Annotated in this window: 18 protein-coding genes and 2 tRNA genes; 12 read left to right on the forward strand and 8 right to left on the reverse strand. The window is 64.0% G+C overall.

Going from position 1 to position 22,458, the window contains the following annotated elements; genetic code table 11:
* The first annotated feature begins 201 nt into the window (after positions 1-201).
* Positions 202-2,079 carry an MFS transporter gene (locus HU750_RS02080; RefSeq protein ID WP_186676163.1) on the forward strand — a complete coding sequence of 626 codons (1,878 nt, stop codon included), beginning with the start codon at positions 202-204 and terminating at the stop codon, positions 2,077-2,079.
* 10 nt (positions 2,080-2,089) lie between these two features.
* Here HU750_RS02080 and sugE read toward each other — a convergent pair whose 3' ends face one another.
* The 3 genes from sugE to rdgC form a co-directional block, all read right to left on the reverse strand.
* A complete protein-coding gene (sugE, locus tag HU750_RS02085) occupies positions 2,090-2,407 on the reverse strand; it encodes a quaternary ammonium compound efflux SMR transporter SugE (RefSeq protein WP_019470182.1) in 318 nt (105 codons plus the stop codon).
* A 230-nt stretch (positions 2,408-2,637) separates the two neighbouring features.
* On the reverse strand, positions 2,638-3,603 hold the full coding sequence (locus tag HU750_RS02090; protein ID WP_027595888.1) for a bile acid:sodium symporter family protein: 966 nt from the start codon (positions 3,601-3,603) through the stop codon (positions 2,638-2,640).
* Between the two features lie 165 nt (positions 3,604-3,768).
* Positions 3,769-4,689, reverse strand: a complete 921-nt coding sequence (gene rdgC, locus HU750_RS02095) for a recombination-associated protein RdgC (RefSeq protein WP_085272776.1) — start codon at positions 4,687-4,689, stop codon at positions 3,769-3,771.
* Between the two features lie 217 nt (positions 4,690-4,906).
* On the opposite strand from rdgC, the gene HU750_RS02100 reads away from it, so the two are divergent.
* Positions 4,907-4,982, forward strand: a tRNA-Val gene (locus HU750_RS02100).
* A 13-nt stretch (positions 4,983-4,995) separates the two neighbouring features.
* Positions 4,996-5,072 (forward strand) — tRNA-Asp (locus HU750_RS02105).
* A gap of 229 nt (positions 5,073-5,301) precedes the next feature.
* Here HU750_RS02105 and map read toward each other — a convergent pair.
* The gene (gene map / locus HU750_RS02110; RefSeq protein WP_099453192.1) at positions 5,302-6,078 is read right to left on the reverse strand and encodes a type I methionyl aminopeptidase; all 777 of its coding nucleotides are present in this window, start codon (positions 6,076-6,078) and stop codon (positions 5,302-5,304) included.
* 288 nt (positions 6,079-6,366) lie between these two features.
* Between map and HU750_RS02115 the strand changes: the two genes are divergently transcribed.
* The 3 genes from HU750_RS02115 (at position 6,367) to nirD (ending at position 13,600) form a co-directional block, all read left to right on the forward strand.
* A complete protein-coding gene (locus HU750_RS02115; RefSeq protein ID WP_186676165.1) occupies positions 6,367-10,398 on the forward strand; it encodes a bifunctional nitrate reductase/sulfite reductase flavoprotein subunit alpha in 4,032 nt (1,343 codons plus the stop codon).
* Positions 10,399-10,685: 287 nt separating this feature from the next.
* Entirely contained in the window at positions 10,686-13,238 is a 2,553-nt protein-coding gene (gene nirB, locus HU750_RS02120; RefSeq protein WP_186676167.1) for a nitrite reductase large subunit NirB, read from the forward strand.
* Positions 13,238-13,600: a nitrite reductase small subunit NirD gene (gene nirD, locus HU750_RS02125; protein WP_099453195.1), complete on the forward strand. Its 363-nt coding sequence runs from the start codon at positions 13,238-13,240 to the stop codon at positions 13,598-13,600. Before nirB ends, nirD begins: the two co-directional genes overlap by 1 nt.
* Positions 13,601-13,669: 69 nt before the next feature.
* Here nirD and HU750_RS02130 read toward each other — a convergent pair whose 3' ends face one another.
* The 4 genes from HU750_RS02130 to HU750_RS02145 form a co-directional block, all read right to left on the reverse strand.
* Positions 13,670-14,620: a 2-hydroxyacid dehydrogenase gene (locus HU750_RS02130; RefSeq protein ID WP_186676169.1), complete on the reverse strand. Its 951-nt coding sequence runs from the start codon at positions 14,618-14,620 to the stop codon at positions 13,670-13,672.
* A gap of 24 nt (positions 14,621-14,644) precedes the next feature.
* Positions 14,645-15,409 (reverse strand): SDR family oxidoreductase, encoded by a 765-nt coding sequence (locus HU750_RS02135; protein WP_085272779.1) that lies wholly within the window; start codon positions 15,407-15,409, stop codon positions 14,645-14,647.
* 17 nt (positions 15,410-15,426) lie between these two features.
* The gene (locus HU750_RS02140) at positions 15,427-16,137 is read right to left on the reverse strand and encodes a fumarylacetoacetate hydrolase family protein (RefSeq protein ID WP_085272780.1); all 711 of its coding nucleotides are present in this window, start codon (positions 16,135-16,137) and stop codon (positions 15,427-15,429) included.
* A gap of 128 nt (positions 16,138-16,265) precedes the next feature.
* Positions 16,266-17,609 (reverse strand): MFS transporter, encoded by a 1,344-nt coding sequence (locus HU750_RS02145; RefSeq protein ID WP_027595897.1) that lies wholly within the window; start codon positions 17,607-17,609, stop codon positions 16,266-16,268.
* Between the two features lie 348 nt (positions 17,610-17,957).
* Here HU750_RS02145 and HU750_RS02150 point away from each other — a divergent pair, with 348 nt between their 5' ends.
* The 6 genes from HU750_RS02150 to HU750_RS02175 all read left to right on the forward strand — a co-directional run bounded on the left by HU750_RS02150 (position 17,958) and on the right by HU750_RS02175 (position 22,327).
* Positions 17,958-18,887, forward strand: coding sequence for a helix-turn-helix transcriptional regulator (locus HU750_RS02150; RefSeq protein ID WP_027595898.1), 930 nt, complete (start codon positions 17,958-17,960; stop codon positions 18,885-18,887).
* 10 nt (positions 18,888-18,897) lie between these two features.
* A complete protein-coding gene (gene pcaQ / locus HU750_RS02155) occupies positions 18,898-19,830 on the forward strand; it encodes a pca operon transcription factor PcaQ (RefSeq protein WP_099428531.1) in 933 nt (310 codons plus the stop codon).
* Between the two features lie 222 nt (positions 19,831-20,052).
* Entirely contained in the window at positions 20,053-20,799 is a 747-nt protein-coding gene (gene bamJ, locus HU750_RS02160) for a BamJ family beta-barrel-assembly machinery protein (RefSeq protein WP_027595900.1), read from the forward strand.
* Between the two features lie 280 nt (positions 20,800-21,079).
* Positions 21,080-21,520 carry a YkvA family protein gene (locus HU750_RS02165; protein WP_027595901.1) on the forward strand — a complete coding sequence of 147 codons (441 nt, stop codon included), beginning with the start codon at positions 21,080-21,082 and terminating at the stop codon, positions 21,518-21,520.
* Between the two features lie 100 nt (positions 21,521-21,620).
* Positions 21,621-21,962 carry a helix-turn-helix domain-containing protein gene (locus HU750_RS02170; protein ID WP_186676171.1) on the forward strand — a complete coding sequence of 114 codons (342 nt, stop codon included), beginning with the start codon at positions 21,621-21,623 and terminating at the stop codon, positions 21,960-21,962.
* A complete protein-coding gene (locus HU750_RS02175; protein WP_027595903.1) occupies positions 21,959-22,327 on the forward strand; it encodes a hypothetical protein in 369 nt (122 codons plus the stop codon). Before HU750_RS02170 ends, HU750_RS02175 begins: the two co-directional genes overlap by 4 nt.
* Positions 22,328-22,458: the final 131 nt, after the last annotated feature.

Consider the following 22,458-nt stretch of genomic DNA (forward strand, 5'->3'; position numbering starts at 1 on the left):
GCGGCTACTGACAGAACTGTCAGTTGACAGTGGTAATGTGGCTTCCAATGCTTTGCACGCATCCCAGGTTCTGTACGATAACTGTCCGCAGTCGCCCACACTGCGCTGGAATGGAGCTCGTCTGGCCTTGACGCCAACGCCTTTCATTCGGGCTCTAGATAGAACAACAGCCGTCGGTGGCCCAATTCAGGAACAAGGACGATGAGTCACACCTCGCAATTCACCTTGCTCGGCAAGCGGCGCTTCCTGCCGTTCTTCATCACCCAGTCGCTGGGTGCGTTCAACGACAACCTGTTCAAGCAATCGCTGATCCTGGCGATCCTGTTCAAGCTCAGCCTGGGGGACGGTGACCGTTCGATCTGGGTCAACCTCTGCGCGCTGCTGTTCATCCTGCCGTTCTTCCTGTTTTCGGCGCTGGGTGGGCAGTTTGGCGAGAAGTTCGCCAAGGATGCGCTGATCCGTGCGATCAAGCTGGCCGAGATCGGCATCATGGCCATCGGCGCCTTGGGCTTTATCACCAATCACCTTGCGTTGATGCTGGTGGCGTTGTTCGGCATGGGTACCCATTCGGCGCTGTTCGGGCCGGTGAAGTATTCGATCCTGCCCCAAGCCCTGCGTGAAGAAGAGCTGGTGGGCGGTAACGGGCTGGTCGAAATGGGCACCTTTTTGGCGATCCTCGCCGGCACCATCGGCGCCGGGGTGATGATGTCGTCGGCCAGCTATGCCACGGTGGTGGCCGGGGGCGTGGTGGGCACTGCGGTGCTGGGCTATTTGGCCAGCCGCTGGATCCCGCGCGCCGCCGCGGTGTCGCCGCAGATGCGCCTGGACTGGAACATCTTCAAGCAGTCCTGGGCGATCCTGCGCATGGGCCTGGGGCAGACGCCTGCGGTGTCGCGCTCGATCGTCGGCAACTCGTGGTTCTGGTTCGTCGGCGCCATCTACCTGACCCAGATCCCGGCGTACGCCAAGGACTGGCTGCATGGCGACGGCACTGTAGTGACCCTGGTGCTGACCCTGTTCTCGGTGGGCATCGCCCTCGGCTCGCTGCTGTGCGAGCGGCTTAGCGGGCGCAAGGTGGAAATCGGCCTGGTGCCGTTCGGCTCGTTCGGCCTGACCCTGTTCGGCCTGCTCTGGTGGTGGCATTCCGGCGATGTGCCGGCGGCGGCGCTGCCGCACGACTGGCTGGCGCTGCTGGGCATGAGCCAGGCCTGGTGGATCCTGGTGTCGATTGTCGGGCTCGGGGTGTTCGGCGGCTTTTATATCGTGCCCCTGTATGCCTTGATCCAGGCGCGCACGGCCGAAGATCAGCGGGCCCGGGTGATCGCCGCCAACAACATCCTCAATGCGTTGTTCATGGTGGTTTCGGCAATCCTCACCATCGTCCTGCTGGGGGTGGCCGAACTGACCATCCCGCAGTTGTTCCTGGTGGTGTCGTTGCTCAACATCGCGGTCAACGCCTACATCTTCAGGATCGTGCCCGAGTTCACCATGCGCTTCCTGATCTGGCTGCTCAGCCACTCGATGTACCGCGTGGAGCACCGCGACCTGGAGCGCATCCCGGATGAAGGGGCGGCGCTGCTGGTGTGCAATCACGTTTCGTTCGTTGACGCGCTGCTGCTCGGCGGTGCGATTCGCCGGCCGATCCGCTTTGTCATGTACTACAAGATCTACAACCTGCCAGTGCTCAACTTCGTGTTCCGCACCGCAGGTGCCATCCCGATTGCCGGGCGCGGTGAGGACGAGGCCATTTACGAGCGTGCCTTCGCGCGTATCGCCGAGTACCTGGCGGCGGGTGAGTTGGTGTGTATCTTCCCGGAGGGTAAGTTGACCGGTGATGGCGAGATCGATGTGTTCAAAGGCGGGGTCAACCGCATTCTCAGCGAAACCCCGGTGCCGGTGATTCCCTTGGCGTTGCAGGGGCTGTGGGGCAGCTTCTTCAGCCGAGACCCGGGCAAGGGGTTTTTCAAGCGCTTGTGGTCGCGGGTGACCATCGTGGCTGGCGCCGCCATCCCGGTGGAGGCGGCGCAGCCGGATGCGTTGCGTGAGCAGGTCAGCCGCTTGCGCGGCGACCTGCGTTAGCGCGCGCGGGTCAGCTGGCGCTGACTTTCAGGCCGATCAGGCCACAGACGATCAGCGCCACACTGACCAGCCGCACCAAGGCCATGGATTCGCCAAACAGGATGATCCCGGCGATTACCGTGCCCACAGCGCCGACGCCCGTCCAGATGGCATAGGCGGTGCCCAGCGGCAGCTCCTTCATGGCCAGGCCCAGCAGGCCGAGACTGATGACCATGGCGCCGACGGTGAGTACGGTGGGGATTGGCTTGCTGAAACCGTCGGTGTATTTCAGGCCGACGGCCCAGCCGACCTCGAACAGGCCGGCGAAGAAAAGAATGATCCAGGACATGCTGTGTCTCCATCGTTGTAAAGGATGGGGCCGTCCCCGGAATGGTCACGCGGTGCGTCGTGAGGTCGTCCTCACAGTGGGCAATAGGGTGCACATTTTCTGAATACTGGGCAAGCCTGTGCCGGCCTCTTCGCGGGGCAAGCCCGCTCCCACAGGTCCCCACATGCCCCGAGAGCAGTGGGGTACCTGTGGGAGCGGGCTTGCCCGCGAAGAGGCCGGGCCAGGCAGCATCAATCCCTGGCTGGCTCGCCATTCTCAACGGCTGACGAAGGCGCTTCCAGGCGACGGAACCAGGTCGACAGCAACGCCCCGGAAATATTGTGCCAAACGCTGAACAACGCACTCGGCACCGCGGCCAATGGCGAGAAGTGCGCCGCCGCCAGTGCTGCCCCCAGCCCGGAGTTCTGCATGCCCACCTCCAGCGCCAGCGACTTGCGTTGGGCCAGCGGTAACTTGCACAGCTTGCCGGTCAGGTACCCCAGCAAATAGCCAAAGCTGTTGTGCAGCATCACCACCGCCATGATCAGCAGCCCCGACTCGGCGATCTTCGCCTGGCTGGCCGCCACCACCGCGCAGACGATCATGACGATGCTCACCACCGACACCAGCGGCAACACCTGCACGGCGGCCTGCACCCGAGCGCCCAACAGGCGCTGGGCCAGCACGCCGAGCACGATCGGCAGCATGACCAGCTGCAGGATCGACCAGAACATGTCCATGAACGAGACCGGCAGCCAGGCCGAGGCCAGGAACCAGATCAGCGCTGGGGTCAGCAGCGGGGCGAGCAGGGTGGTGACCGCGGCGATCGCCACCGCCAGCGCCAGGTCGCCCTTGGACAGCCAGACCATCACGTTCGAGGCGGTGCCGCTCGGGCAGCAGCCGACCAGAATCACCCCGACGGCGATCTCGGCGGGCAAGTGGAACAGCTGGCAGAGCAGCCAGGCCATGCCCGGCATGATCACGAAATGCGCCACCACCCCCAGCATCACGCGCCAGGGTTGGCGGGCGAGGGCAGCGAAGTCGTCGAGCTTGAGGGTCAGGCCCATGCCGAACATCACCAGCCCCAGCAGCGGCACGATGGCCACTTTCAAGGCGATGAACCACTGCGGTTGCAGGAAGGCCAGCACGGCGAACACCAACACCCAGAGGGCGAAGGTGTTACCGACGAAGCGGCTGAGGGCGGCGAGGGCGCGCATGGGAAAGTCCTTGTACTTATATAAAGAGGTGAGTTTCCAGGGCCCTTTCGCGGGCAAGCCCGCTGCCACTGGGTGAGCAAGCACCTGTGGCAGCGGGCTTGCCCGCGAAAGGGCCGGTACTGGCCAACGATTAACGATCAGGCCAGCACCGGCAAAGCATGAAGGTTAGACCCCTTGCGGAATCTCCTCCCCACCCAAGGCCTCGAACAGCACCGGGAGGAATTCGGTAAAGGTCATCATCATCAGCAGGAAGCTGGCATCGAACTGCTGCTGGGCCTCATCACCGCCATCCTGTTCGGCCTGCTCTTGCAGCAGCTCTTCGAACTTCAGTCGCTTGATGACCATCTTGTCGTCGAGCACGAACGACAGTTTGTCTTGCCAGGCCAGGGCCAGTTGGGTAACCACCTTGCCGGTGCTCAGGTGCAGCTGGATTTCTTCGCTGGTCAGGTCCTGGCGCTTGCAGCGCACGATGCCACCGTCTTCGGCGGTGTCGCGCAGCTCGCACTCGTCCAGTACATAGAAGCCTTCGGCCGCTTGCTGCGATTTGACCCAGTCGGTCATGGTGGCCGCTGGCGCGATCTTCACGGTAGCGGGGCGTACCGGCAGCGAGCCCATGACTTCACGCAGGGTCGACAGCAGGTCTTCGGCACGCTTGGCGCTGGCCGAGTTGACCAGGATCACGCCCAGGCGCGGGGCGATGGCGGCGAAGATCATCGAGCGACGAATGAAGGCGCGCGGCAGGAAGGCCTGGATGATCTCGTCCTTGATCTGGTCGCGTTCCTTTTTATAGACCTTGCGCATCTGCTCGGTCTCGATCTCTTCGACCTTCTCCTTGACGGCGTCATTCACCACGCTGCTTGGGAGGATACGTTCTTCCTTGCGCGCGGCGATCAGCAGGAACTCGCCGCTGACGTGCACCAGGGGAGCGTCTTCGCCCTTGCCGAATGGCGCGACGAAGCCATAGGTGGTCAGCTCCTGGCTGGCGCAGGGACGGGCCGGCTTGCTGGCCAGGGCGGTTTCCAGTGCTTCGGCTTCGAATGGAACATCCTGGGTCAGGCGGTAGGTCAGCAGGTTCTTGAACCACATGAGGGGCAATCTCTCCTTAATGCATAAGGCGGGCATTATTCTCCGAGCGGTGGTTCCCGTCCAACCCTGTCAGAGGGCCAGCACCCTTATATAAAGGAAGAAAAGCCCAGCGTTGCTAGGTCTTTGAAAGGCTTCGAAAAAATTTTTAAAAAAGTCGAAAAAAGTGCTTGCCAGGGTAGGGGCTCATCCGTAGAATGCGCGCCACACCGAGACGAAAGGGTGATTAGCTCAGCCGGGAGAGCATCTGCCTTACAAGCAGAGGGTCGGCGGTTCGATCCCGTCATCACCCACCACTCGATGTATAGCGCAGCGGTAGTTCAGTCGGTTAGAATACCGGCCTGTCACGCCGGGGGTCGCGGGTTCGAGTCCCGTCCGCTGCGCCATATTCAACTTCCAGGGCCAACTGAACACCCGGAAGTTACAGAAAAAGCGACCTTAGGGTCGCTTTTTTTGTTTGTGCTGAATTTTGCTGCGCCAAGCCTATCGTATTCAGTTAGCAGGGACCTGTGGGAGCGGGTTTACCCGTGAAGAAGGCGACGCGGTGTAGGGCACCGGCTTCGCCGGTGTTCGCGGGTGAACCCGCTCCCACAGGGTCTGTGCCGCGCTGCGGTATCAACGCTTGCGTTCTTCCTCCCGCAACGTCAGCACCTCAACCCCCGCCTCAGTCACCGCCACCGTATGTTCCCACTGCGCAGAAAGCGTATGGTCGCGGGTGATCACCGTCCACCCGTCCTTCAACGTCCGTGTCCCACGCCCGCCCTGGTTGATCATCGGCTCGATGGTAAACACCATGCCAGGCTTGAGCGCCATGCCCATGCCGCGCTGCCCGTAATGCAGCACCTCCGGCTTTTCATGCATCTGCTGGCCGATGCCATGCCCACAATATTCGCGCACCACGCTGTAGCCCGCAGCTTCGGCATGGGCCTGGATAGCATGGCCAATGTCACCCAGCGTCGCCCCCGGGCGCACCTGCTCGATGCCTTTCCATAGCGCGTCATAGGTGGTGTCGACCAACCGCCGGGCCTCATCGCTGATCACCCCAAGGCAATACATCTTCGACGAATCGGCGATATAGCCGCCTTGTTCGAGGGTGATGTCGACATTGATGATCGACCCTTCCTTCAGCACTTCATCAGCCTTCGGCATGCCGTGGCAGACCACATGGTCCACTGACGTATTGAGCGCGTAGGGGAACCCATACTGGCCCTTGCTCGCCGGGCGTGCCTTCAGGCTGTCGACGATGAACGCCTCGGCATGGTCGTTGATCTGCATCGTGGTTACGCCAGGGCGTATGAAACGGTCGAGCTCTGCAAATACCTGGGCCAGTAGCTGACCGGCGTTGCGCATCACGTCGAGTTGGGCGGGGGTTTTGAGGATCACCTGGGACATGGGGGGAGGGCAGTAACTCTGGCTGAAATGTGCCCCAGCATAGCGCTGCGAGCCTGCGAGATGCCACCGCATGGTGCGCCAAACCTTCCCATAGCGCAGGCCCTGTAGGAGCGGGCTTGCCCGCGATGAGCCCAGTACAGCTGGCCCGGTAATTGCTGGCTTGCCTCTACCCAGGGCAATCAATGCCGATTGCCCGCACATTTTCACGACAAAGGCGCCGTGTTGCCCCGCTTGCCATGCAAGCCGGGGCAGCCGGCGCCTTTTGTGTTTTTACCAGGAGACCGGCCCATGAGCAGCAGCGAAGTACGCAGTGTCTGCCCGTATTGCGGCGTCGGCTGCGGCATTGTCATGAGCGTGGCCGATGGCAAAGTCAGCAAGATCAGCGGCGACAAGCAGCACCCCAGCAATTTTGGCCGCCTGTGCACCAAGGGCCTGACCGCGCACGTACCGCTGAGCGCGGCCGGGCGCATGGAAGACGCCTACCTGCGCCAGCAACGCAGCCAGCAACCGGCGCGCACAGGCTTGGACCAGGCCATCGCCCAGGCCGCCGAGCGCCTGCGCGGCATTATCGACCAGCACGGCCCCGATGCCGTGGCCTTGTATGTGTCGGGGCAGATGTCGCTGGAGGCGCAGTACCTCGCCAACAAACTGGCCAAGGGTTTTATCCGCACCCGCCATATCGAGTCCAACTCACGGCTGTGCATGGCCAGCGCTGGCAGCGGCTACAAGCTGTCATTGGGCGCCGATGGCCCGCCTGGCAGCTACCAGGACTTCGAGCACGCGGAGGTGTTTCTGGTGATCGGCGCCAACATGGCCGACTGTCACCCAATCCTGTTCCTGCGCCTGCTCGACCGGCTGAAAGCCGGCGCCAGGTTGATCGTCGTCGACCCCCGGCGCACGGCCACCGCAGACAAGGCCGACCTGTTCTTGCAGGTACGCCCGGGCACCGACATGGCCCTGCTCAATGGCTTGCTGCACCTGCTGCACCAGAACGGCCATACAAACGCTGACTTCATCGCCCGTCACACCGAGGGCTGGGAAGACCTGCCTGCATTCCTGGAGGACTACAGCCCCGCCCGCGTCGCCGCCATCACCGACCTGAGCGAAGCCGACATCCGCACCGCCGCCGAGTGGCTCGGCGGTGCCAAGGACTGGATGAGCTGCTGGACCATGGGCCTTAACCAGAGCATCCATGGCACCTGGCACAGCAACGCGATCTGCAACCTGCACCTGGCCACCGGCGCCATTTGCCGCCCTGGCAGCGGGCCGTTCTCCCTCACCGGGCAACCGAATGCCATGGGCGGCCGCGAGATGGGCTACATGGGGCCGGGCCTGCCGGGGCAGCGATCGGCGTTGGTGGCGGCCGACCGCGCCTTTGTCGAAAACCAGTGGCAGCTGGCCCCAGGCAGCCTACGCAGCGAAGGCGGCGAGGGCACCGTGGCGCTGTTCGAGCAGATGAAGCGCGGCGAGGTAAAGGCGTGCTGGATCATCTGCAGCAACCCCGTGGCCAGCGTCGCCAACCGCCAGCAGGTGATCGACGGCCTGGGCCAGGCTGAACTGGTGATCACCCAGGATGCGTTTCTCGACACCGAGACCAACCGCTACGCCGACATCCTGTTGCCGGCCGCGCTGTGGGCCGAAGGCGAGGGCGTGATGATCAACAGTGAACGCAACCTGACCTTGATGCCCCGCGCCGTGGTACCCCCAGGCCAAAGCCTGCCGGACTGGCAGATCATCGCCCGCATCGCCTGCGCCATGGGCTATGCCGAAGCCTTCGACTACCCCGATGCCGAAGCGGTGTACGAAGAAATTCGCCGTTTCCACAACCCGGCAACCGGCTACGACCTGCGCGGTATCGGCTACACCGACCTGCGCGCGCAGCCGCGCCAGTGGCCCTGCGCGCCAGGCCATGAGGCCCCGCGCAGCCCGCTGCGTTACCAGAACGACGGCAGCAGCCAGCCGCTGTTGCTCGACGCCCAGGGCAAGCGCCCGGCGCTGGCGTTTCCGACGGCCAGTGGCAAAGCGCGCTTCTTCGCCCGCCCTTGGCTGCCTGCGCCCGAGCTGCCCGACGCGGACTACCCAATGGTGCTCAACACCGGCCGCGTGCAGCACCAATGGCACACCCTGACCAAGACCGGCAAGGTGCCTGCGCTGAACAAACTCGAGCCCGGCCCCTTTGTCGAGCTGCACCCTGACGATGCCGCGCGCCTGGGTATTCGCGACAAGGACCAGGTGGCCGTCCGCTCGCGGCGGGGGCAGGCGTTGTTGCCGGCACGGGTCAGTGATCGGGTCATGCCGGGCAACTGTTTCGCCCCCTTCCACTGGAACGATGTGATGGGCGAGCAGCTGGCGATCAATGCCGTGACCTGCGATGCCGTCGACCCGCTGTCGCTGCAGCCGGCCTTCAAACACTGCGCCGTGGCCCTGCAGCGGGTTGCCGGCGAACGTATCGACGCCGTTGACCTGAGCGCCGCCACTGCCAACCCGGAGCCTGCCCGCATGCCGACCGCCACCCTGTCCCGTCTGCTTGGCTTGGACACCCTGCCAGCCCCGGTGCTGGCCGAGGAGGAGCGTCATTACGTGCAGGGCTTTTTGCTCGGCCTGGACCAGGCCCGCGCTGAGGGGGTGCCCAGCCTGCCGGCCAGTGCGCCGCTGGCCGCAAGCCGGCGGCTGTTCGTCGATGGGCTATTGGCGGGGTTGTTCGCCCAGCCTTCGGAACTGCCTAACCCGGCGCTTGCGGCGCCCCAGCATCAGGTGCTGTGGGCCTCGCAAACCGGTAACGGTGAGGCACTGGCCGAACGCTGTGCCGAACGCCTGCGTGGCGCCGGCCTCGCCGTGCAGCTCAGTTGCATGGCAGCGGTCAGCCCGCAGCAGTTGCACGGCGCGGCCAGTGTCGTACTGATCGCCAGTACGTTTGGCGATGGCGATGCGCCCGACAGTGCGACGGCGTTCTGGCAAGCCCTGCAAGGCGAGGAGGGCGCCCATTGTGCCGACGTGCCTTACGCCGTGTTGGCCTTGGGTGACTCCAGTTACGACCAGTTTTGCGGGTTTGGCCGCAAGCTCGATCAGCGCCTGGCCGAGCTGGGCGGGCGAAGGTTGTTGCCACGGGTGGACTGCGAGCCGGACTTCGATGAGGCGTTCGCCACCTGGCTCGACGCCTTGTCATCGCAGTTGGGTAGCGCCGCCGCGCCCCAGGCAAGCAGCGCACCCGCGCCCGTGGAGGCCTACAGCAAGCAGCAACCCTGGTCGGCCACCTTGCTGGAAAACCGCGTGCTCAACGCCCCAGGTGCCAGCAAGGAGACTCGCCAACTGGTGTTCGACCTGTCGGGCAGCACGTTTACCTACCAGCCGGGCGATGCCTTGGGCGTATGGCCGCGTAACTGCCCGGCGTTGGTCGAGGAGTTGCTGGCACTGATGCGCCTCGATGGCCAGGCCCTGGTTGAGGTCAAAGGCCAGCCTGCGCTGCCGTTGGCCGTTGCCATGCAAGCCCACCTGGAAATCGCCAAGGTCACCCCTGCGCAGTTGCAGGTGTTCAGCCAGACGGCGGCGGACCTGCGCCGGCTGCTTCAGCCTGAGCACAAGGCCGAGCTGCAGAGCTGGTTGTGGGGGCGGCAGTTGGCAGACGTACTGCACGAGTTCCCGCAAGACCTGCCATTGGCCACCTGGCTTGACCTGCTCAAGCCGTTGCAGCCGCGCTTGTACTCAATCAGTTCCAGCCCGTTGGCGCACCCCGGCCAGGTTCACCTGACGGTCTCGACGGTGCGTTACGGGCAGCGCAAAGGGGCCTGCTCGACCTTTCTGGCCGACCGTGCGCAAGGCATCAAGGTGGCGATCTTCCCGCAGGCATCGAAGCATTTTCGCCTGCCTGAGGACGACAATGTGCCGGTGATCATGGTCGGCCCAGGCACGGGTATCGCGCCGTTTCGGGCGTTTCTGGAAGAACGCGAAGCGCGTGGGGCCCGTGGGCAGAACTGGCTGTTTTTCGGTGAGCAGTCTGCCGCCAGCGATTTCTATTACCAAGCGCAGTTGCAAGCGTGGCAGGCGACCGGCCATGTGCGCCTGGATACCGCTTTCTCGCGCGACCAGCCCGAGAAAATCTATGTGCAGCAGCGCATGCACGAGCAGGGCGCTGACCTCTGGCGGTGGCTGGAAGCGGGCGCGTTCTTTTATGTGTGCGGCGATGCCCAGCGCATGGCCAAGGATGTGGACAGCGCCTTGCGTGTCATCGTCGCGCAGCATGGCGGTATGAGCGAGGCTGCGGCGGATGCGTATGTAGAGGCATTGAGCAAGGCCAAGCGCTATCGGCGCGATGTGTATTGAGTGCACCGGGATGGGGAGGGGTGCACCTTGGCTGTGCGGTTTGGGGTGCCTGTAACGGCCTCTTCGCAGCACAAGGCTGCTCCTACCGGTTCTGCACACTCCCTGTAGGAGCAGCCTTGTGCTGCGAAGAGGCCCAACAGGCAGTCTTTGGCACACTCCCTGCTTTACCAGCTTCACAACACGCCCCACTGATCAACGGCGATCAACCAGGGGCACACCCTGATGAGTACAGGCAAAGGCGCCTGGAGCTTCGGCTCCAGGCGTTTTTTTTTGATCGAGGATCGGCTATGAAGGCAACAGCGAACGGCGGACAGCGCGAGAAACTGGTCATTGTCGGCAACGGCATGGTCGGCCACCACTGCGTCGAGCAACTGATCGAGCGGGACGCCTTGGAGCGGTTCGAGGTGCGGGTGTTCGGCGAAGAACGCCAACGTGCCTACGACCGTGTGCACCTGTCCGAGTACTTCGGCGGCAGCTGTGCCGAAACCCTGGCCCTGTGCGAGCAAGGCTTCTATACCCGCCAAGGCGTGCACCTGCACCTGGGCGAGCCTGTGCTGGAGATCGACCGCGCGCGCCGCGAAGTGGTCACCGCCGAAGGCCGCTATGGCTACGACCAGTTGATCCTGGCCACCGGCTCATACCCCTTCGTACCCCCGATCGAAGGCTCCAGCGGCAATGCCCGCCTGGTCTACCGCACCCTCGACGACCTCGACGCCATCCGCGCCGCCGCCCAGGGTGCCCGCCGAGGGGTGGTGGTCGGCGGGGGCTTGTTGGGCCTTGAAGCAGCCAATGCGCTGAAGTCGCTCGGCCTGGAAGCCCATGTGGTGGAGTTCGCCCCTCGGCTGATGCCGGTGCAGTTGGACGGCGAGGGCGGCGCGGCGCTCAAGGCGCAGGTCGAGGCCTTGGGCGTAGGCGTGCACCTGTCCCGCGCGACCCAGTCGATCAGCGCCGGTGAGGCGTATCGCTACCGCATGAACTTCGACGGCGGCGAGCACCTGGAAACCGACCTGATCGTGTTCTCTGCCGGTATCCGCCCGCAGGATGCGCTGGGCCGCGCGTGCGGGCTGGAGATTGCCGCCCGCGGCGGGGTGGTGATCGACAATCACTGCCGCACCCATGACGCCCGCATCTTCGCCATCGGCGAGTGCGCTTCATGGAATGGCAGCGTGTTCGGCTTGGTCGCGCCGGGCTACAGCATGGCGCGCAACCTGGCGGCGCTGCTGGTGGGCGATGAAGCGGTGCCGTTCACCGGCGCCGACATGTCGACCAAGCTCAAGCTGCTGGGCGTGGATGTCGGCTCGATCGGCGATGCCCATGGCGCTACGCCGGGCTCGCGCAGCTACCGCTTCATCGACGAAGCCAATGCGGCCTATCGCCGGCTGGTGGTGGATGCCAGTGGCAAGCATGTGCTCGGCGCGGTGCTGGTCGGTGACAACAGCTACTACGATACCCTGCTGCAGTACGCGCAAAACGGCATCGCCCTGCCTGCCGACCCGGCCGCCCTGATTTTGCCGCAAACGGGCGGCGCGCCGGCCTTGGGCGCCGATGCGCTGCCCGACAGCGCGACCATCTGCTCGTGCCACAACGTCAGCAAGGGCGCAGTCTGCGCCGCTATCGACAGCGGCTGCAGCGACCTCGCTGCGGTCAAGGGCTGCACCAAAGCGGCCAGCGGTTGCGGCGGCTGTGCGGCCCTGCTCAAGCAGGTGTTCGAGCACGAACTGACCGCCCGCGGCGTGACCGTCGACAAAAGCCTGTGCGAACACTTTGCCTACACCCGCCAGGAGCTTTACGGGCTGGTGCGGGTTGGCGGCATCCGCACCTTCAATGACTTGCTCGCGCGCCATGGCAAAGGCCACGTCGGTTGTGATATCTGCAAGCCGGCGGTGGGCAATATCCTCGCCTCGTGCTGGAACCAGCCGATCATGGACCCGGCGCTGGTGCCGCTGCAGGACACCAACGACACCTTCATGGCCAACATGCAGAAAAACGGTACCTACTCGGTGGTGCCGCGCATCCCTGGAGGCGAAATCACCCCGGACAAGCTGATCGTGATCGGCCAAGTGGCAAAAAAGTACGACCTCTACACCAAGATCACCGGTGGCCAACGCATCGACCTGTTCGGCGCCCAGCTGCACGAGTTGCCGCTGATCTGGGGCGAGTTGATCGAAGCCGGTTTCGAGACGGGCCATGCCTACGGCAAGTCGACCCGCACGGTGAAGTCGTGCGTGGGCAGCACCTGGTGCCGTTACGGTGTGCAGGACAGCGTCGCCATGGCCCTGCGCCTGGAAGACCGCTACAAGGGCCTGCGCAGCCCGCACAAGCTCAAGTTCGCGGTGTCTGGCTGCACCCGCGAATGCGCCGAGGCGCAGAGCAAGGACATCGGCGTGATCGCCACCGACAAGGGCTGGAACCTGTATGTGTGCGGCAACGGCGGCATGCGCCCGCGCCACGCCGAGCTGTTTGCCACCGACCTGGACGACGAGACCCTGGTGCGCCTGATCGACCGTGTGCTGATGTTCTACATCCGCACTGCCGACAAACTGCAGCGCACCTCGGTCTGGCGCGAAAGCCTGGAGGGCGGGCTGGACTACCTCAAGCAGGTGATCCTCGACGACAGCCTGGGCCTGGCCGCCGAGCTTGAGGCGCAGATGCAGCATGTGGTCGACCACTATGAATGCGAATGGGCCAATGCCCTCAACGACCCGGAGAAGCTCAAGCGCTTCCGCACCTTCGTCAACGACCACCGCGCCGACCCGGACGTGCACTTCGTCCGCGAGCGCGAGCAGCGCCGCCCAGCGGCACCGCTGCACCTGATCCCCACTGCCGAGGAGGCTGTCTGATGAACCTGACCAATACTGCTGTAGCCCACCAGACGAACTGGCAGACAGTCTGCCAAGCGCGCGACCTGGTAGCCGATTCCGGCGTGGTGGTGTGGCACGAGGGGGCCCAGGTGGCGCTGTTCTACTTGCCGGGTCAGGAACAGCCACTGTATGCGCTGGATAACCGCGACCCGCGCTCGGGTGCCAACATCATTGGCCGTGGGTTGGTGGGTAGCTTGCAGGGTGAGTTGGTGGTGGCGGCGCCGCTGTACAAACAGCATTTCAGCCTGCACAGCGGGGAATGCCTGGAAGATGCCGGGCAGCGGCTGCGGGTGTGGCCGGTGCGGCTGAACGGGGAGGCTGTGGAAGTGGCGGTGGCCTGATCCGCATCGTGCAACTGTACCGGCCCTTTCGCGGGCAAGTCGGACCGCGAAGGGGCCGGTACAGGCCGCTTAGATAACCAACCCCTGTGGTGTACGCCCGGCAAACACATCCACCAGGCTTGCCACCACCATTTCGCCCATGCGCGTGCGGGTCTGCACGGTGGCGCTGGCTCGGTGCGGCTGCAGCACTACATCCTCGCGCTCGAACAACGCCTCGGGCACCCGAGGTTCATCGGCAAACACATCCAGCGCCGCCCCGGCGATCTCACCCGCTTCAAGTGCCGCGATCAACGCGGGCTCGTCCACCAACTTGCCACGGGCGATATTGATCAGGTAACCGTCTGGGCCAAGCGCCTGCAGCACCTTGCGCCCCACCAACGCCTCGCCTTGGTCGGCGGCCGCCGCCAGAATCAGCGCATCGCTGTCTTTGGCCAATTGCTGCAAGTTCGACTCAAAGCCATAAGGCACGTCCTGTGGCTGCAGGTCGGTGTAGCGAATCGGGCAGCCAAACGCCGCCGCCCGCTGGGCCACCGCGCGGCCGACGCGGCCCATGCCGACGATACCCACACGCATGCCCGACACCTGCCGCGCCAACGGCAATGGCGCCAGCGGTGTGGCGCTGGTGGCCCAGTGGCCGGCGCGGACGAACCGGTCACCGCTGCACAGCCCTCGGCACACGCCAATCAGCAAGCCGATGGCGAGGTCGGCGACATCCTCGGTCAGCGCGCCGAGGGTTGCAGTCACCTGGATACCCCGATCACGCGCATAGGCCAGGTCGATGGCATCGGTGCCGACGCCATTCACCGCGATCACTTCCAGCTTGGGCAGGCGCGCCATCAGCGCTTGGCTGATGCCGGTATGGCCGCCGGTGACCACGGCGCGGATGGTGTTGCCATGCGCGCTGACATAGGCGTCCTTGTCGGCTTGCTCGTAGTACCGGTGCACGGTGAACAGCGCTTCCAGGCGCTCGCGGACTTCTGGGATGAGGATCGGGCTCAGTTGCAGGACTTCAGGTTTCATCGGTCACTCCTTAAAGGCAAGGTGTCAGCCACGGCCGACGAAGGGCATGTTGCTGGCCATCACGGTCATGTTGAGCACGTTGGCGTCCAACGGCAGGGCGGCGATGTAGCGCACGGCATCCGCCACATGGCGCACGTCGAGCATCGGCTCGGCGGCAATCTCGCCATTGGCCTGGCGCACACCGCGGGTCATGCGTTCGGACAGTTCGGTCAGGGCGTTGCCGATGTCCACCTGGCTGCACACGATGTTGTAGGGGCGGCCGTCCAGGGCCAGGGCTTTGGTCAGGCCCAGCACCGCGTGCTTGCTGGCGGTGTAGGGCGCAGTGAAGGGGCGTGGGGTATGCGCCGAAATCGAACCGTTGTTGACGATTCGCCCGCCCTGCGGCTGCTGCCTGCGCATCAGGCCAAAGGCCGCACGGGCGCAGAGGAACACGCCGTCGACATTGGTGGCGATGACATTGCGCCAGTTCTCCAGCGGCAGTTCGTCGATGGGCACGGCAGGCGCATTGACCCCGGCATTATTGAAGATCAGGTCGAGGCGGCCATGCACCTCCTCGATGGTGGCGAACAGCTGGGCGACGCTCTGTTCGTCGCGCACATCGGTGGGCACCGCGAGGGCCTCGCCACCGGCTGCACGGGCCTGTTCTGCCAACGCCTGCAAGGGTTCGGCACGCCGGCCGGCGAGGACCAGGCTGAAGCCATCAGCCAGCAGCCCCAAGGCGACGGCGCGGCCAATGCCGCTGCCGGCACCGGTGACCAAGGCGATTTTCTTGTTGTGTGTTTGGCTCATCTGTTTGCTCCAGAAATTCAGGCGGCGTGGGCGGTGTGGCGTGCGGGACGAGGGCCAACGCGCAGTTGCAACTCGCCGATGCCGTCGATGCCGGCATGGATCACATCGCCAGGGTTGAGCGGGGCCACGCCAGGCGGGCTGCCGGTCATGATCAGGTCACCGGGGCGCAGCGGCAGTTGCCGGGACAGGCGGCTGATCACCTCGGCCAATGGCCAGGTCTGCTGGCTCAGCCGGGCGCGCTGGCGCTCCTCGCCGTTGACTTTCAGCCACAGCGCAGCGTCCAGTGGCCAGCCCAGTTCGCTGGCCGGCACCAGGGCAGTCATCGGCGCCGAGGCTTCGAATACCTTGGCACCCTCCCAGGGCAGCCCTTCGCTTTTGGCCTGGCGCTGACGATCGCGCAGGGTCAGGTCCAGGCCAGCGGCAAAGCCATAGACGTGCTCCAGCGCGTGCTCCGGGCTGATGTCGGCACCGCCTTTGCTGATCGCCACCACCCACTCGATTTCATGGCAAAACTCTTCAGTCTGCGGCGGGAAGGGCAGTTCGCCCTGTGCCTCGACCACGTTGCTGGCCGGCTTCATGAAAAAGACCGGCTCACGGGGCGCTGGGTCGGTGGCCTGCGGCCAGGGGTAGTTGCGGCCCAGGCAGAACACGCGGCCAACCGGGAAGCGCGCGTCGCTGCCTTGGATGGGCAGGCTGACGATGGCTGGCGGGTCGAACAGGTAAGTCATGGGTCAATCCTCTGTGCTGGAGTGGCCAGCCTAGCCAGCGGCTGGCGGGCAAAGTTGGACGATAAAAGGGACGGTTTGGATAAAAACGGGGGATCTGCGGTGGCGCTTCCGGCACTCACCGCGCCTGCTTATGCCGCGGTCTTGAGCTCGATCCGGTACAGCTTGCCGAGCAACAGCGAGTAGGACAGCGTGCCCATCAACGCCACCCCGCCGATAAACCAGAACGCCAAGGCGAAGGAGCCACTGGCCTGCACGATCGCGCCAATCACGATTGGGGTGACGATGCCGCCAATGTTCGCGGCCAGGCTGGTGACCCCGCCGGTCAACCCGATCAGTTGCTTGGGTGCCACTTCCGAAACCGCTGCCCACGACGAAGAGGCGATGCCCTGGGCAAAGAACGCCAGCGTCAGCACGGCGATACACAGCACGTTGGAGTCGGTGAAGTTGACCAACACGATCGACATGCCCAGCATCGACCCCACCACCAGCGGCAGCTTGCGGGCAAAGGACAGCGAGTAGCCCCGGCGGATCAGCAGGTCGGAAACGATCCCCGCCAGCAAGATGCCGACCGTGGCGCCAATGAACGGCATCACCGCGAAGATGCCGACTTTGATCAGCGTCAGCTGGCGCTCTTCGATCAGGTAGGTGGGGAACCAGGTGAGGAAGAAGTACAGCGCTGAGGTGCTGGCGAACTTGCCCAGGCAGATGGCCCACACCTGGCGGTAGCGGAACAGTTCGGCGACCTGGCGCCAGTCGAAACGGGTGCGCTCCTGGCTGCTTCTGACCAGCCCGCCGCCGTCCTCGATGTAGGCCAGTTCTTCCTTGCTGACCTTCTTGCAGTTGAGCGGGTCGCGGTACAGGAACAACCACACCACGCCAAAGACGATACCAATCAGGCCGGTGCTGTAGAACACATGGCGCCAGTCATAGGTGGTCGCCAGCCACAGCAATGCCCCAGTGAACAAGGCTGTGCCCAGGTACTGGCCGCACACGTAGATGCTGCTGGCCATGCCCCGTTCGCGGGCAGGGAACCACACGGTGACGGCGCGGCTGTTGGCGGGGAAGGCCGGTGCCTCCATGGCACCGACGGCCAGGCGCAGGCCGAACAGCGAGGTGAAGCCGCTGGCCAGGCCCTGGGCGACAGTGACAGCCGACCAACTGATCAGCGAGACGCCGTAGGTCAGGCGCGAGCCGAAGCGGTCGGCAATGAAGCCGGCTGGCACCAACGCCAGGGCGTAAGTCCAGGCGAACGCGGAGAAGATCAAGCCCATCTCGACTTTGTCCAGGCCCAGGTCCTTGGCCATGAAAGGCGCCGCGATGGAGATGTTGACCCGGTCGACGTAGTTGATGATGGTCGCCAGCAGCAGCAGCGAGAGCATGAACCAGCGACGGCGGGTGGGTAGGCGTTGCGATGCGACCGCGTCCACTGCGAACGCAGGCGCCGCAGTGCGGGAAGTAGGCGTGCTCGACATGAGTCGACCTCGTTTGTTGTTGTTGGTAGAGGTTGGGCTGCAGTCCCTTTTTTAAGGTGGTCGTACAACATCGGAAAATCAACGGCGGTTTTAGACCGTTTTTTTCACTCGGAACGGGGTAGGGCTGCGCTGTCCAAAAAACTCAGCGGGCGGGGTTTTGGCAGCTTTTTTTGCTTTGGGTGGCGGTTTTAAAGGGCTGCGTCGATTTTTGCCGGATACGTTTTTTGCAGTGGGCTTCAAAATTATGAGTTTCGACGTCGTACAACTCATTGCCAGGCAAGCCGCTTGCCGTTCAGAATTCCCGCATGGCAGGCAACGTCAGCGCCAAGCCCCCGACCGGAGACCCCCATGCCCCCCAAGCGCGAAGTCCCGACCTACGTCATGCAACAGCGCAGCGAGCTGATGGATTTCTACATCCGCGACCAGCGCGGCCGGCCGGCCGAAACCGCGCCACACCGACACGAGTATTTTCAGATCCAGGTCAATTTTGGCGGCGATACGGTGCAGCACATCGGCAGCGTGCAGCGCCCGTTCAAACGCAACACCCTGGCCTTCATCCTGCCGCACCGGGTGCATGTCATCCCGCACCCGGACGACAGCGATTTCGTGGTCATCAACTTTTCCCAGACATTCCTGCTGCCGCACCTGCCTTGCGACCCCATGGACCTGGAAGAAGTGTCGATACTGCAGGCCCCTGAACTGTCACCGTTCCGCTTCCAGGAGCACCTGGATTTTCACCTCGCCGAGGCCGATTTCAGCGAGGTGCGGCGTATTCTCGGGCAGATGCGTGAACTCGATGCCAACCGCCGCTTCGGCAGCCGTGAAATCCTCAAGGGCCTGTTGCTGCAACTGATCGGCCAGGTGTGCGGCTTGTACGCCGACCCCCTGCGCGAGCTGGCCGAGAGCAATGCTGCGCAACTCAGCCGGCGCGCCGCGTTGGGGCGCATGAGCGAGTACCTGCGCAGGCACATCGACGACCCCGACCTCAACCTGCAGAAGGTCGCCGCCGCCACGTACCTGTCGCCCACCTACCTGACCCATTGGCTGCGCAAGGAAATCGGCAAGACCTTCAGCGAATTGGTGCTGGAGCGGCGCATGCACGCCGCGCGCAATTACCTGCTTAACGGCAGCCGCCCGGTCGGTGAGGTGGCTCGGCTGTGCGGCTTTGCTGATGAAGCGTACTTTTCGCGGCGCTTCCGGCAGATCCATGGCTTGCCGCCGGGGCAGTTCCGCCGCCAGCAGCGCGACCCGGATACACCGCAGGTAGCCATGCGGTAAGCTTGAGGCCATGAACCTCGACACCCGCATCAAGTACCGCCACCTGCTGTGCTTCCTGGAGATTGCCCGGCAGGGCAGCCTGGCCAGGGCCGCAGACATCCTCGCCATCAGCCAGCCCGCGATTTCCAAGACGCTCAAGGAACTCGAAGCGCTGCTGGAAACACGCCTGTTCGAACGCAGCCGGCAGGGCGTCGAGCTGACCCCGGCCGGCACCCGCTTCATGCGGTATGCCGGGCCCAGCGTGCAGGCGCTGCGCGATGGCGTCAGCAGCCTGCGCGGCGAGGCGCGGGCACCGTCGCAGGTGCGCATTGGCGTGCTGTCCACGGTCGAGGGCTTGTTGATGCCCGAGGTGCTTTGCCGCCTGCATCAACGCCATGAGGCGTTGCTGATCAGCGTGGTGACCGGTGCCAGCGCGCAGTTGCTGGGCCAGTTACGCCTGGGTGAGCTGGAGCTGGTGGTGGGGCGCATGACCGACAGCCCACAAATTCAGGGCCTGTCGTTCGAGCACCTGTACAGCGAATCGATGAGCCTGGTGGTGCGGCCGGGGCACCCGTTGCTGGCCAACACGCCTGTCGAGCGGGCACAGGTGGGGCGTTACCCCTTGGTGTTGCCGCCCCCCGGTACCACCATTCGCCAGCACGCCGACAGCCTGTTCGTCCAATGCGGTATCCAGATGCCCGCGCAACGCCTGGAAACCCTCTCGCTGGCCCTGAGCCGCCGCTACCTGCTGGGCAGTGATGCGGTGTGGGTGGCGCCACGGGATGCGGTGCTGATCGACCTGGGCCGTGGTGAGCTGGTCGAGCTCGACTTGGGCGTGCGCGAGCCGGGCGGGTCGGTGGGCCTGTGCCGCAATGCGGCGCTGGAGCAGAGCGTGCCAGGGCAGTGGGTGTGCGAGGTGCTGCGTGAGGTGGCGGGGCAGTACCGTGAGGGGCAATACCCCTGACAACTCAGAACGAAGTGAAATTTTTGGCGTGTAAACCCAGGCGAATTCGGCATAAAGGGGCAATACTGGCCAGTGGCTCTAATGTGTCAGATGAATAACCCTTTAAGTACTGAACTTCCTTAGCAAAACCCGCTCCTATGCCGGTAGCCATTGGTCATGGCCGCCTGCTAAGCTCGCGGCTTTACCCTGATTGCCCTTATGGCGCATGAACAAGGAAATAGCATGAAACAGCATCGTTTGGCGGCTGCGGTTGCCCTGGTAGGCCTGGTATTGGCTGGCTGCGACCAACAGGCCAGCAGCCCCGAGCTGAAGACTCCGGCACAGAAAGCCTCCTACGGTATCGGCCTGAACATGGGCAAGAGCCTGGCTCAGGAAGGCATGGAAGACCTTGATTCGAAAGCGGTCGCCCTCGGCATCGAAGACGCCGTCAGCAAGAAAGAGCAGCGCATCAAGGACGAAGAGCTGGTAGAAGCCTTCACCTCGCTGCAGAAGCGCGCCGAAGAGCGTCTGGCCAAGGCCAGCGAAGAAGCCGCCTCCGCCGGCAAGAAGTTCCTCGAAGAAAACGCCAAGAAGCCGGGTGTTGTCACTACCGCTTCGGGCCTGCAATACGAAGTGATCAAGAAGGCCGACGGCCCGCAGCCTAAGCCGACCGACGTAGTGACTGTTCACTACGAAGGCAAGCTGACCGATGGCAAGGTGTTCGACAGCTCCGTCGAGCGCGGCAGCCCGATCGACCTGCCTGTCAGCGGCGTGATCCCAGGTTGGGTCGAAGGCCTGCAACTGATGCACGTCGGCGAGAAGTACAAGCTGTTCATCCCGGCCGAACTGGCCTACGGTGCCCAGAGCCCGAGCCCGCTGATCCCTGCCAACTCGGTACTGGTGTTCGACCTTGAGCTGATCGCCATCAAAGACCCGGCCCAGCTGCAGGGTGCCGAGCCAGAAGCGCCAGCAGAAGAGCCTGCCAAGTAACACTGGCTGGTTTGCGTAAAACGCCCCGTCTTGACGGGGCGTTTTCGTTTGGGGCCAGTGGCTGAGAAGAACCTCTGGCGGCTGATACTGTCCGAGCAATAGCAGCGTGATGAAGTAGGATGCTTCTGACGCAAATCGTTTGCGAATCTGAAACGACTGTGTAAAAAACGCCCGATCTGACCGGGACCCTTGCCTAGTGGGCACCTGACGTCAGAAACTTCGCCCTGTTCACAAGGTTATCCACAATAAATGTGGATAACCTGTCCCTCTCGGAGGCTCCATGAGCGCACCCTGGAATTTCGCCCGTTTTCTGCCGTTGGCCGAGCGCTTGCTCAGCCGCGGGCGGTTGCCGGCCTTGCTGTTCGCCGTGGCCCGCAAAGGCCCGCGGATCGGCCAGCTGCGCGAGGATGTAAAGCTGCTGCAGTCGCTGTGCCTGGCCTGGTGGCGCGGCGAGTACCGCGCCATCAGCCCCAAAGCGCTGGTGACCATCGTTGCCGGCCTGTTGTACTTCGTCAGCCCTATCGACGCCATCCCCGACTGGCTGCTGGGCGTGGGCTTTCTTGACGACATCGCCGTGCTGGGTTGGGTGTTGAAGACCGTGGCCGATGAGCTGGCGCGTTTCAAAGCCTGGCGCGACAGCCAAGCCCCAGAGCGCTTGCGCGTGGTGGAACGCTTGCCGGATACCCCCGAAGCCCTGCGCCTGGAACGCAATACGCAGTGAAATCAGCCTGAGCTGCACAGACTCCCGTACTTGGTAATATAATTGGCATAAGGATTATGCCTACGGATTACATGCCGTAATCCTAAGTAAGGGGGTTGTAATGGGTATTCAGGTTATTAGCCGGGACGGTCAGCCCGAGTACGCCGTCGTTCCCTGGGAGCAATACCAGGCACTGCTGAAGGCAGCGGGGCAGCCGCCCGTCGAGGCGGGTGTCAGTGAAGTGCAAAGCGATGCTGCCAGTGCTGCACCTTTACCGGCATTCAGCGAGGTGGCACACATTCGCCAAGCGAAGGGCATCGCCCCTGAGCTTTTGGCGCGCAATGTGGGTGTGAGCCCCGCGTACCTGGCCATGATCGAGTCAGGCGAGCGACAGCCGGACGCTGCCATCCGCCGCGCCCTGGCCTGGCACCTGGGTGTGGCGGGTTGGAGCGAACCCTCATGAGCCAGGTCAGGATCAGCCGCCAGCACTGGCAGAGCCTGCTGGACGAGCTTGACCTGGCCCGTCGTCAACGTCATCTGCTGACGTACCGTGCGCTTATCGAGCGCTTGCAATTGCCCAGCCCGGCCATGCAGACGCTGACCGCCGCGCTGGAGTACCTGGCGGTGCTCGACGCCCGTGCCGAGCAGCCTTTGCGCAGTTCGCTGGTGATCAGCCAGGGTGCCAGCCGCTTGCCGCGCACCGGTTTTTTCGAGTGTGTAGAGCGGCTCGGGCGTTTTGCCGGGCCGGTCGATGGCATGGAAGCGGCGTCCTGGCATGCCTCGGAAGTGGTGCGGGTGTTCGAGTACCGTTACCCCGAAGAAGCCTGATTCAGCCGAGCGCAGGACGTTGTAATCGATGGACTCGCCCCCGCCGAGGCATCACAGTGCCACGGTGGCGTTCAAAGAAGCCAACGGCAGCGAGGGCGAGACCATGAAGAAGCATAGTTCGAAGCACGATC

The organism is Pseudomonas sp. SWRI50, assembly GCF_014269095.1.
In the GTDB taxonomy this organism is placed as follows: Bacteria; Pseudomonadota; Gammaproteobacteria; order Pseudomonadales; family Pseudomonadaceae; genus Aquipseudomonas; species Aquipseudomonas kermanshahensis.

Excerpts from the sequence above, each read along its gene's own strand:
- HU750_RS02080 (WP_186676163.1), top strand. The coding sequence starts at position 202 with ATGAGTCACACCTCGCAATTCACCTTGCTCGGCAAGCGGCGCTTCCTG.
- sugE (WP_019470182.1), bottom strand. The coding sequence starts at position 2,407 with ATGTCCTGGATCATTCTTTTCTTCGCCGGCCTGTTCGAGGTCGGCTGG.
- HU750_RS02090 (WP_027595888.1), bottom strand. The coding sequence starts at position 3,603 with ATGCGCGCCCTCGCCGCCCTCAGCCGCTTCGTCGGTAACACCTTCGCC.
- rdgC (WP_085272776.1), bottom strand. The coding sequence starts at position 4,689 with ATGTGGTTCAAGAACCTGCTGACCTACCGCCTGACCCAGGATGTTCCA.
- map (WP_099453192.1), bottom strand. The coding sequence starts at position 6,078 with ATGTCCCAGGTGATCCTCAAAACCCCCGCCCAACTCGACGTGATGCGC.
- HU750_RS02115 (WP_186676165.1), top strand. The coding sequence starts at position 6,367 with ATGAGCAGCAGCGAAGTACGCAGTGTCTGCCCGTATTGCGGCGTCGGC.
- nirB (WP_186676167.1), top strand. The coding sequence starts at position 10,686 with ATGAAGGCAACAGCGAACGGCGGACAGCGCGAGAAACTGGTCATTGTC.
- nirD (WP_099453195.1), top strand. The coding sequence starts at position 13,238 with ATGAACCTGACCAATACTGCTGTAGCCCACCAGACGAACTGGCAGACA.
- HU750_RS02130 (WP_186676169.1), bottom strand. The coding sequence starts at position 14,620 with ATGAAACCTGAAGTCCTGCAACTGAGCCCGATCCTCATCCCAGAAGTC.
- HU750_RS02135 (WP_085272779.1), bottom strand. The coding sequence starts at position 15,409 with ATGAGCCAAACACACAACAAGAAAATCGCCTTGGTCACCGGTGCCGGC.
- HU750_RS02140 (WP_085272780.1), bottom strand. The coding sequence starts at position 16,137 with ATGACTTACCTGTTCGACCCGCCAGCCATCGTCAGCCTGCCCATCCAA.
- HU750_RS02145 (WP_027595897.1), bottom strand. The coding sequence starts at position 17,609 with ATGTCGAGCACGCCTACTTCCCGCACTGCGGCGCCTGCGTTCGCAGTG.
- HU750_RS02150 (WP_027595898.1), top strand. The coding sequence starts at position 17,958 with ATGCCCCCCAAGCGCGAAGTCCCGACCTACGTCATGCAACAGCGCAGC.
- pcaQ (WP_099428531.1), top strand. The coding sequence starts at position 18,898 with ATGAACCTCGACACCCGCATCAAGTACCGCCACCTGCTGTGCTTCCTG.
- bamJ (WP_027595900.1), top strand. The coding sequence starts at position 20,053 with ATGAAACAGCATCGTTTGGCGGCTGCGGTTGCCCTGGTAGGCCTGGTA.
- HU750_RS02165 (WP_027595901.1), top strand. The coding sequence starts at position 21,080 with ATGAGCGCACCCTGGAATTTCGCCCGTTTTCTGCCGTTGGCCGAGCGC.
- HU750_RS02170 (WP_186676171.1), top strand. The coding sequence starts at position 21,621 with ATGGGTATTCAGGTTATTAGCCGGGACGGTCAGCCCGAGTACGCCGTC.
- HU750_RS02175 (WP_027595903.1), top strand. The coding sequence starts at position 21,959 with ATGAGCCAGGTCAGGATCAGCCGCCAGCACTGGCAGAGCCTGCTGGAC.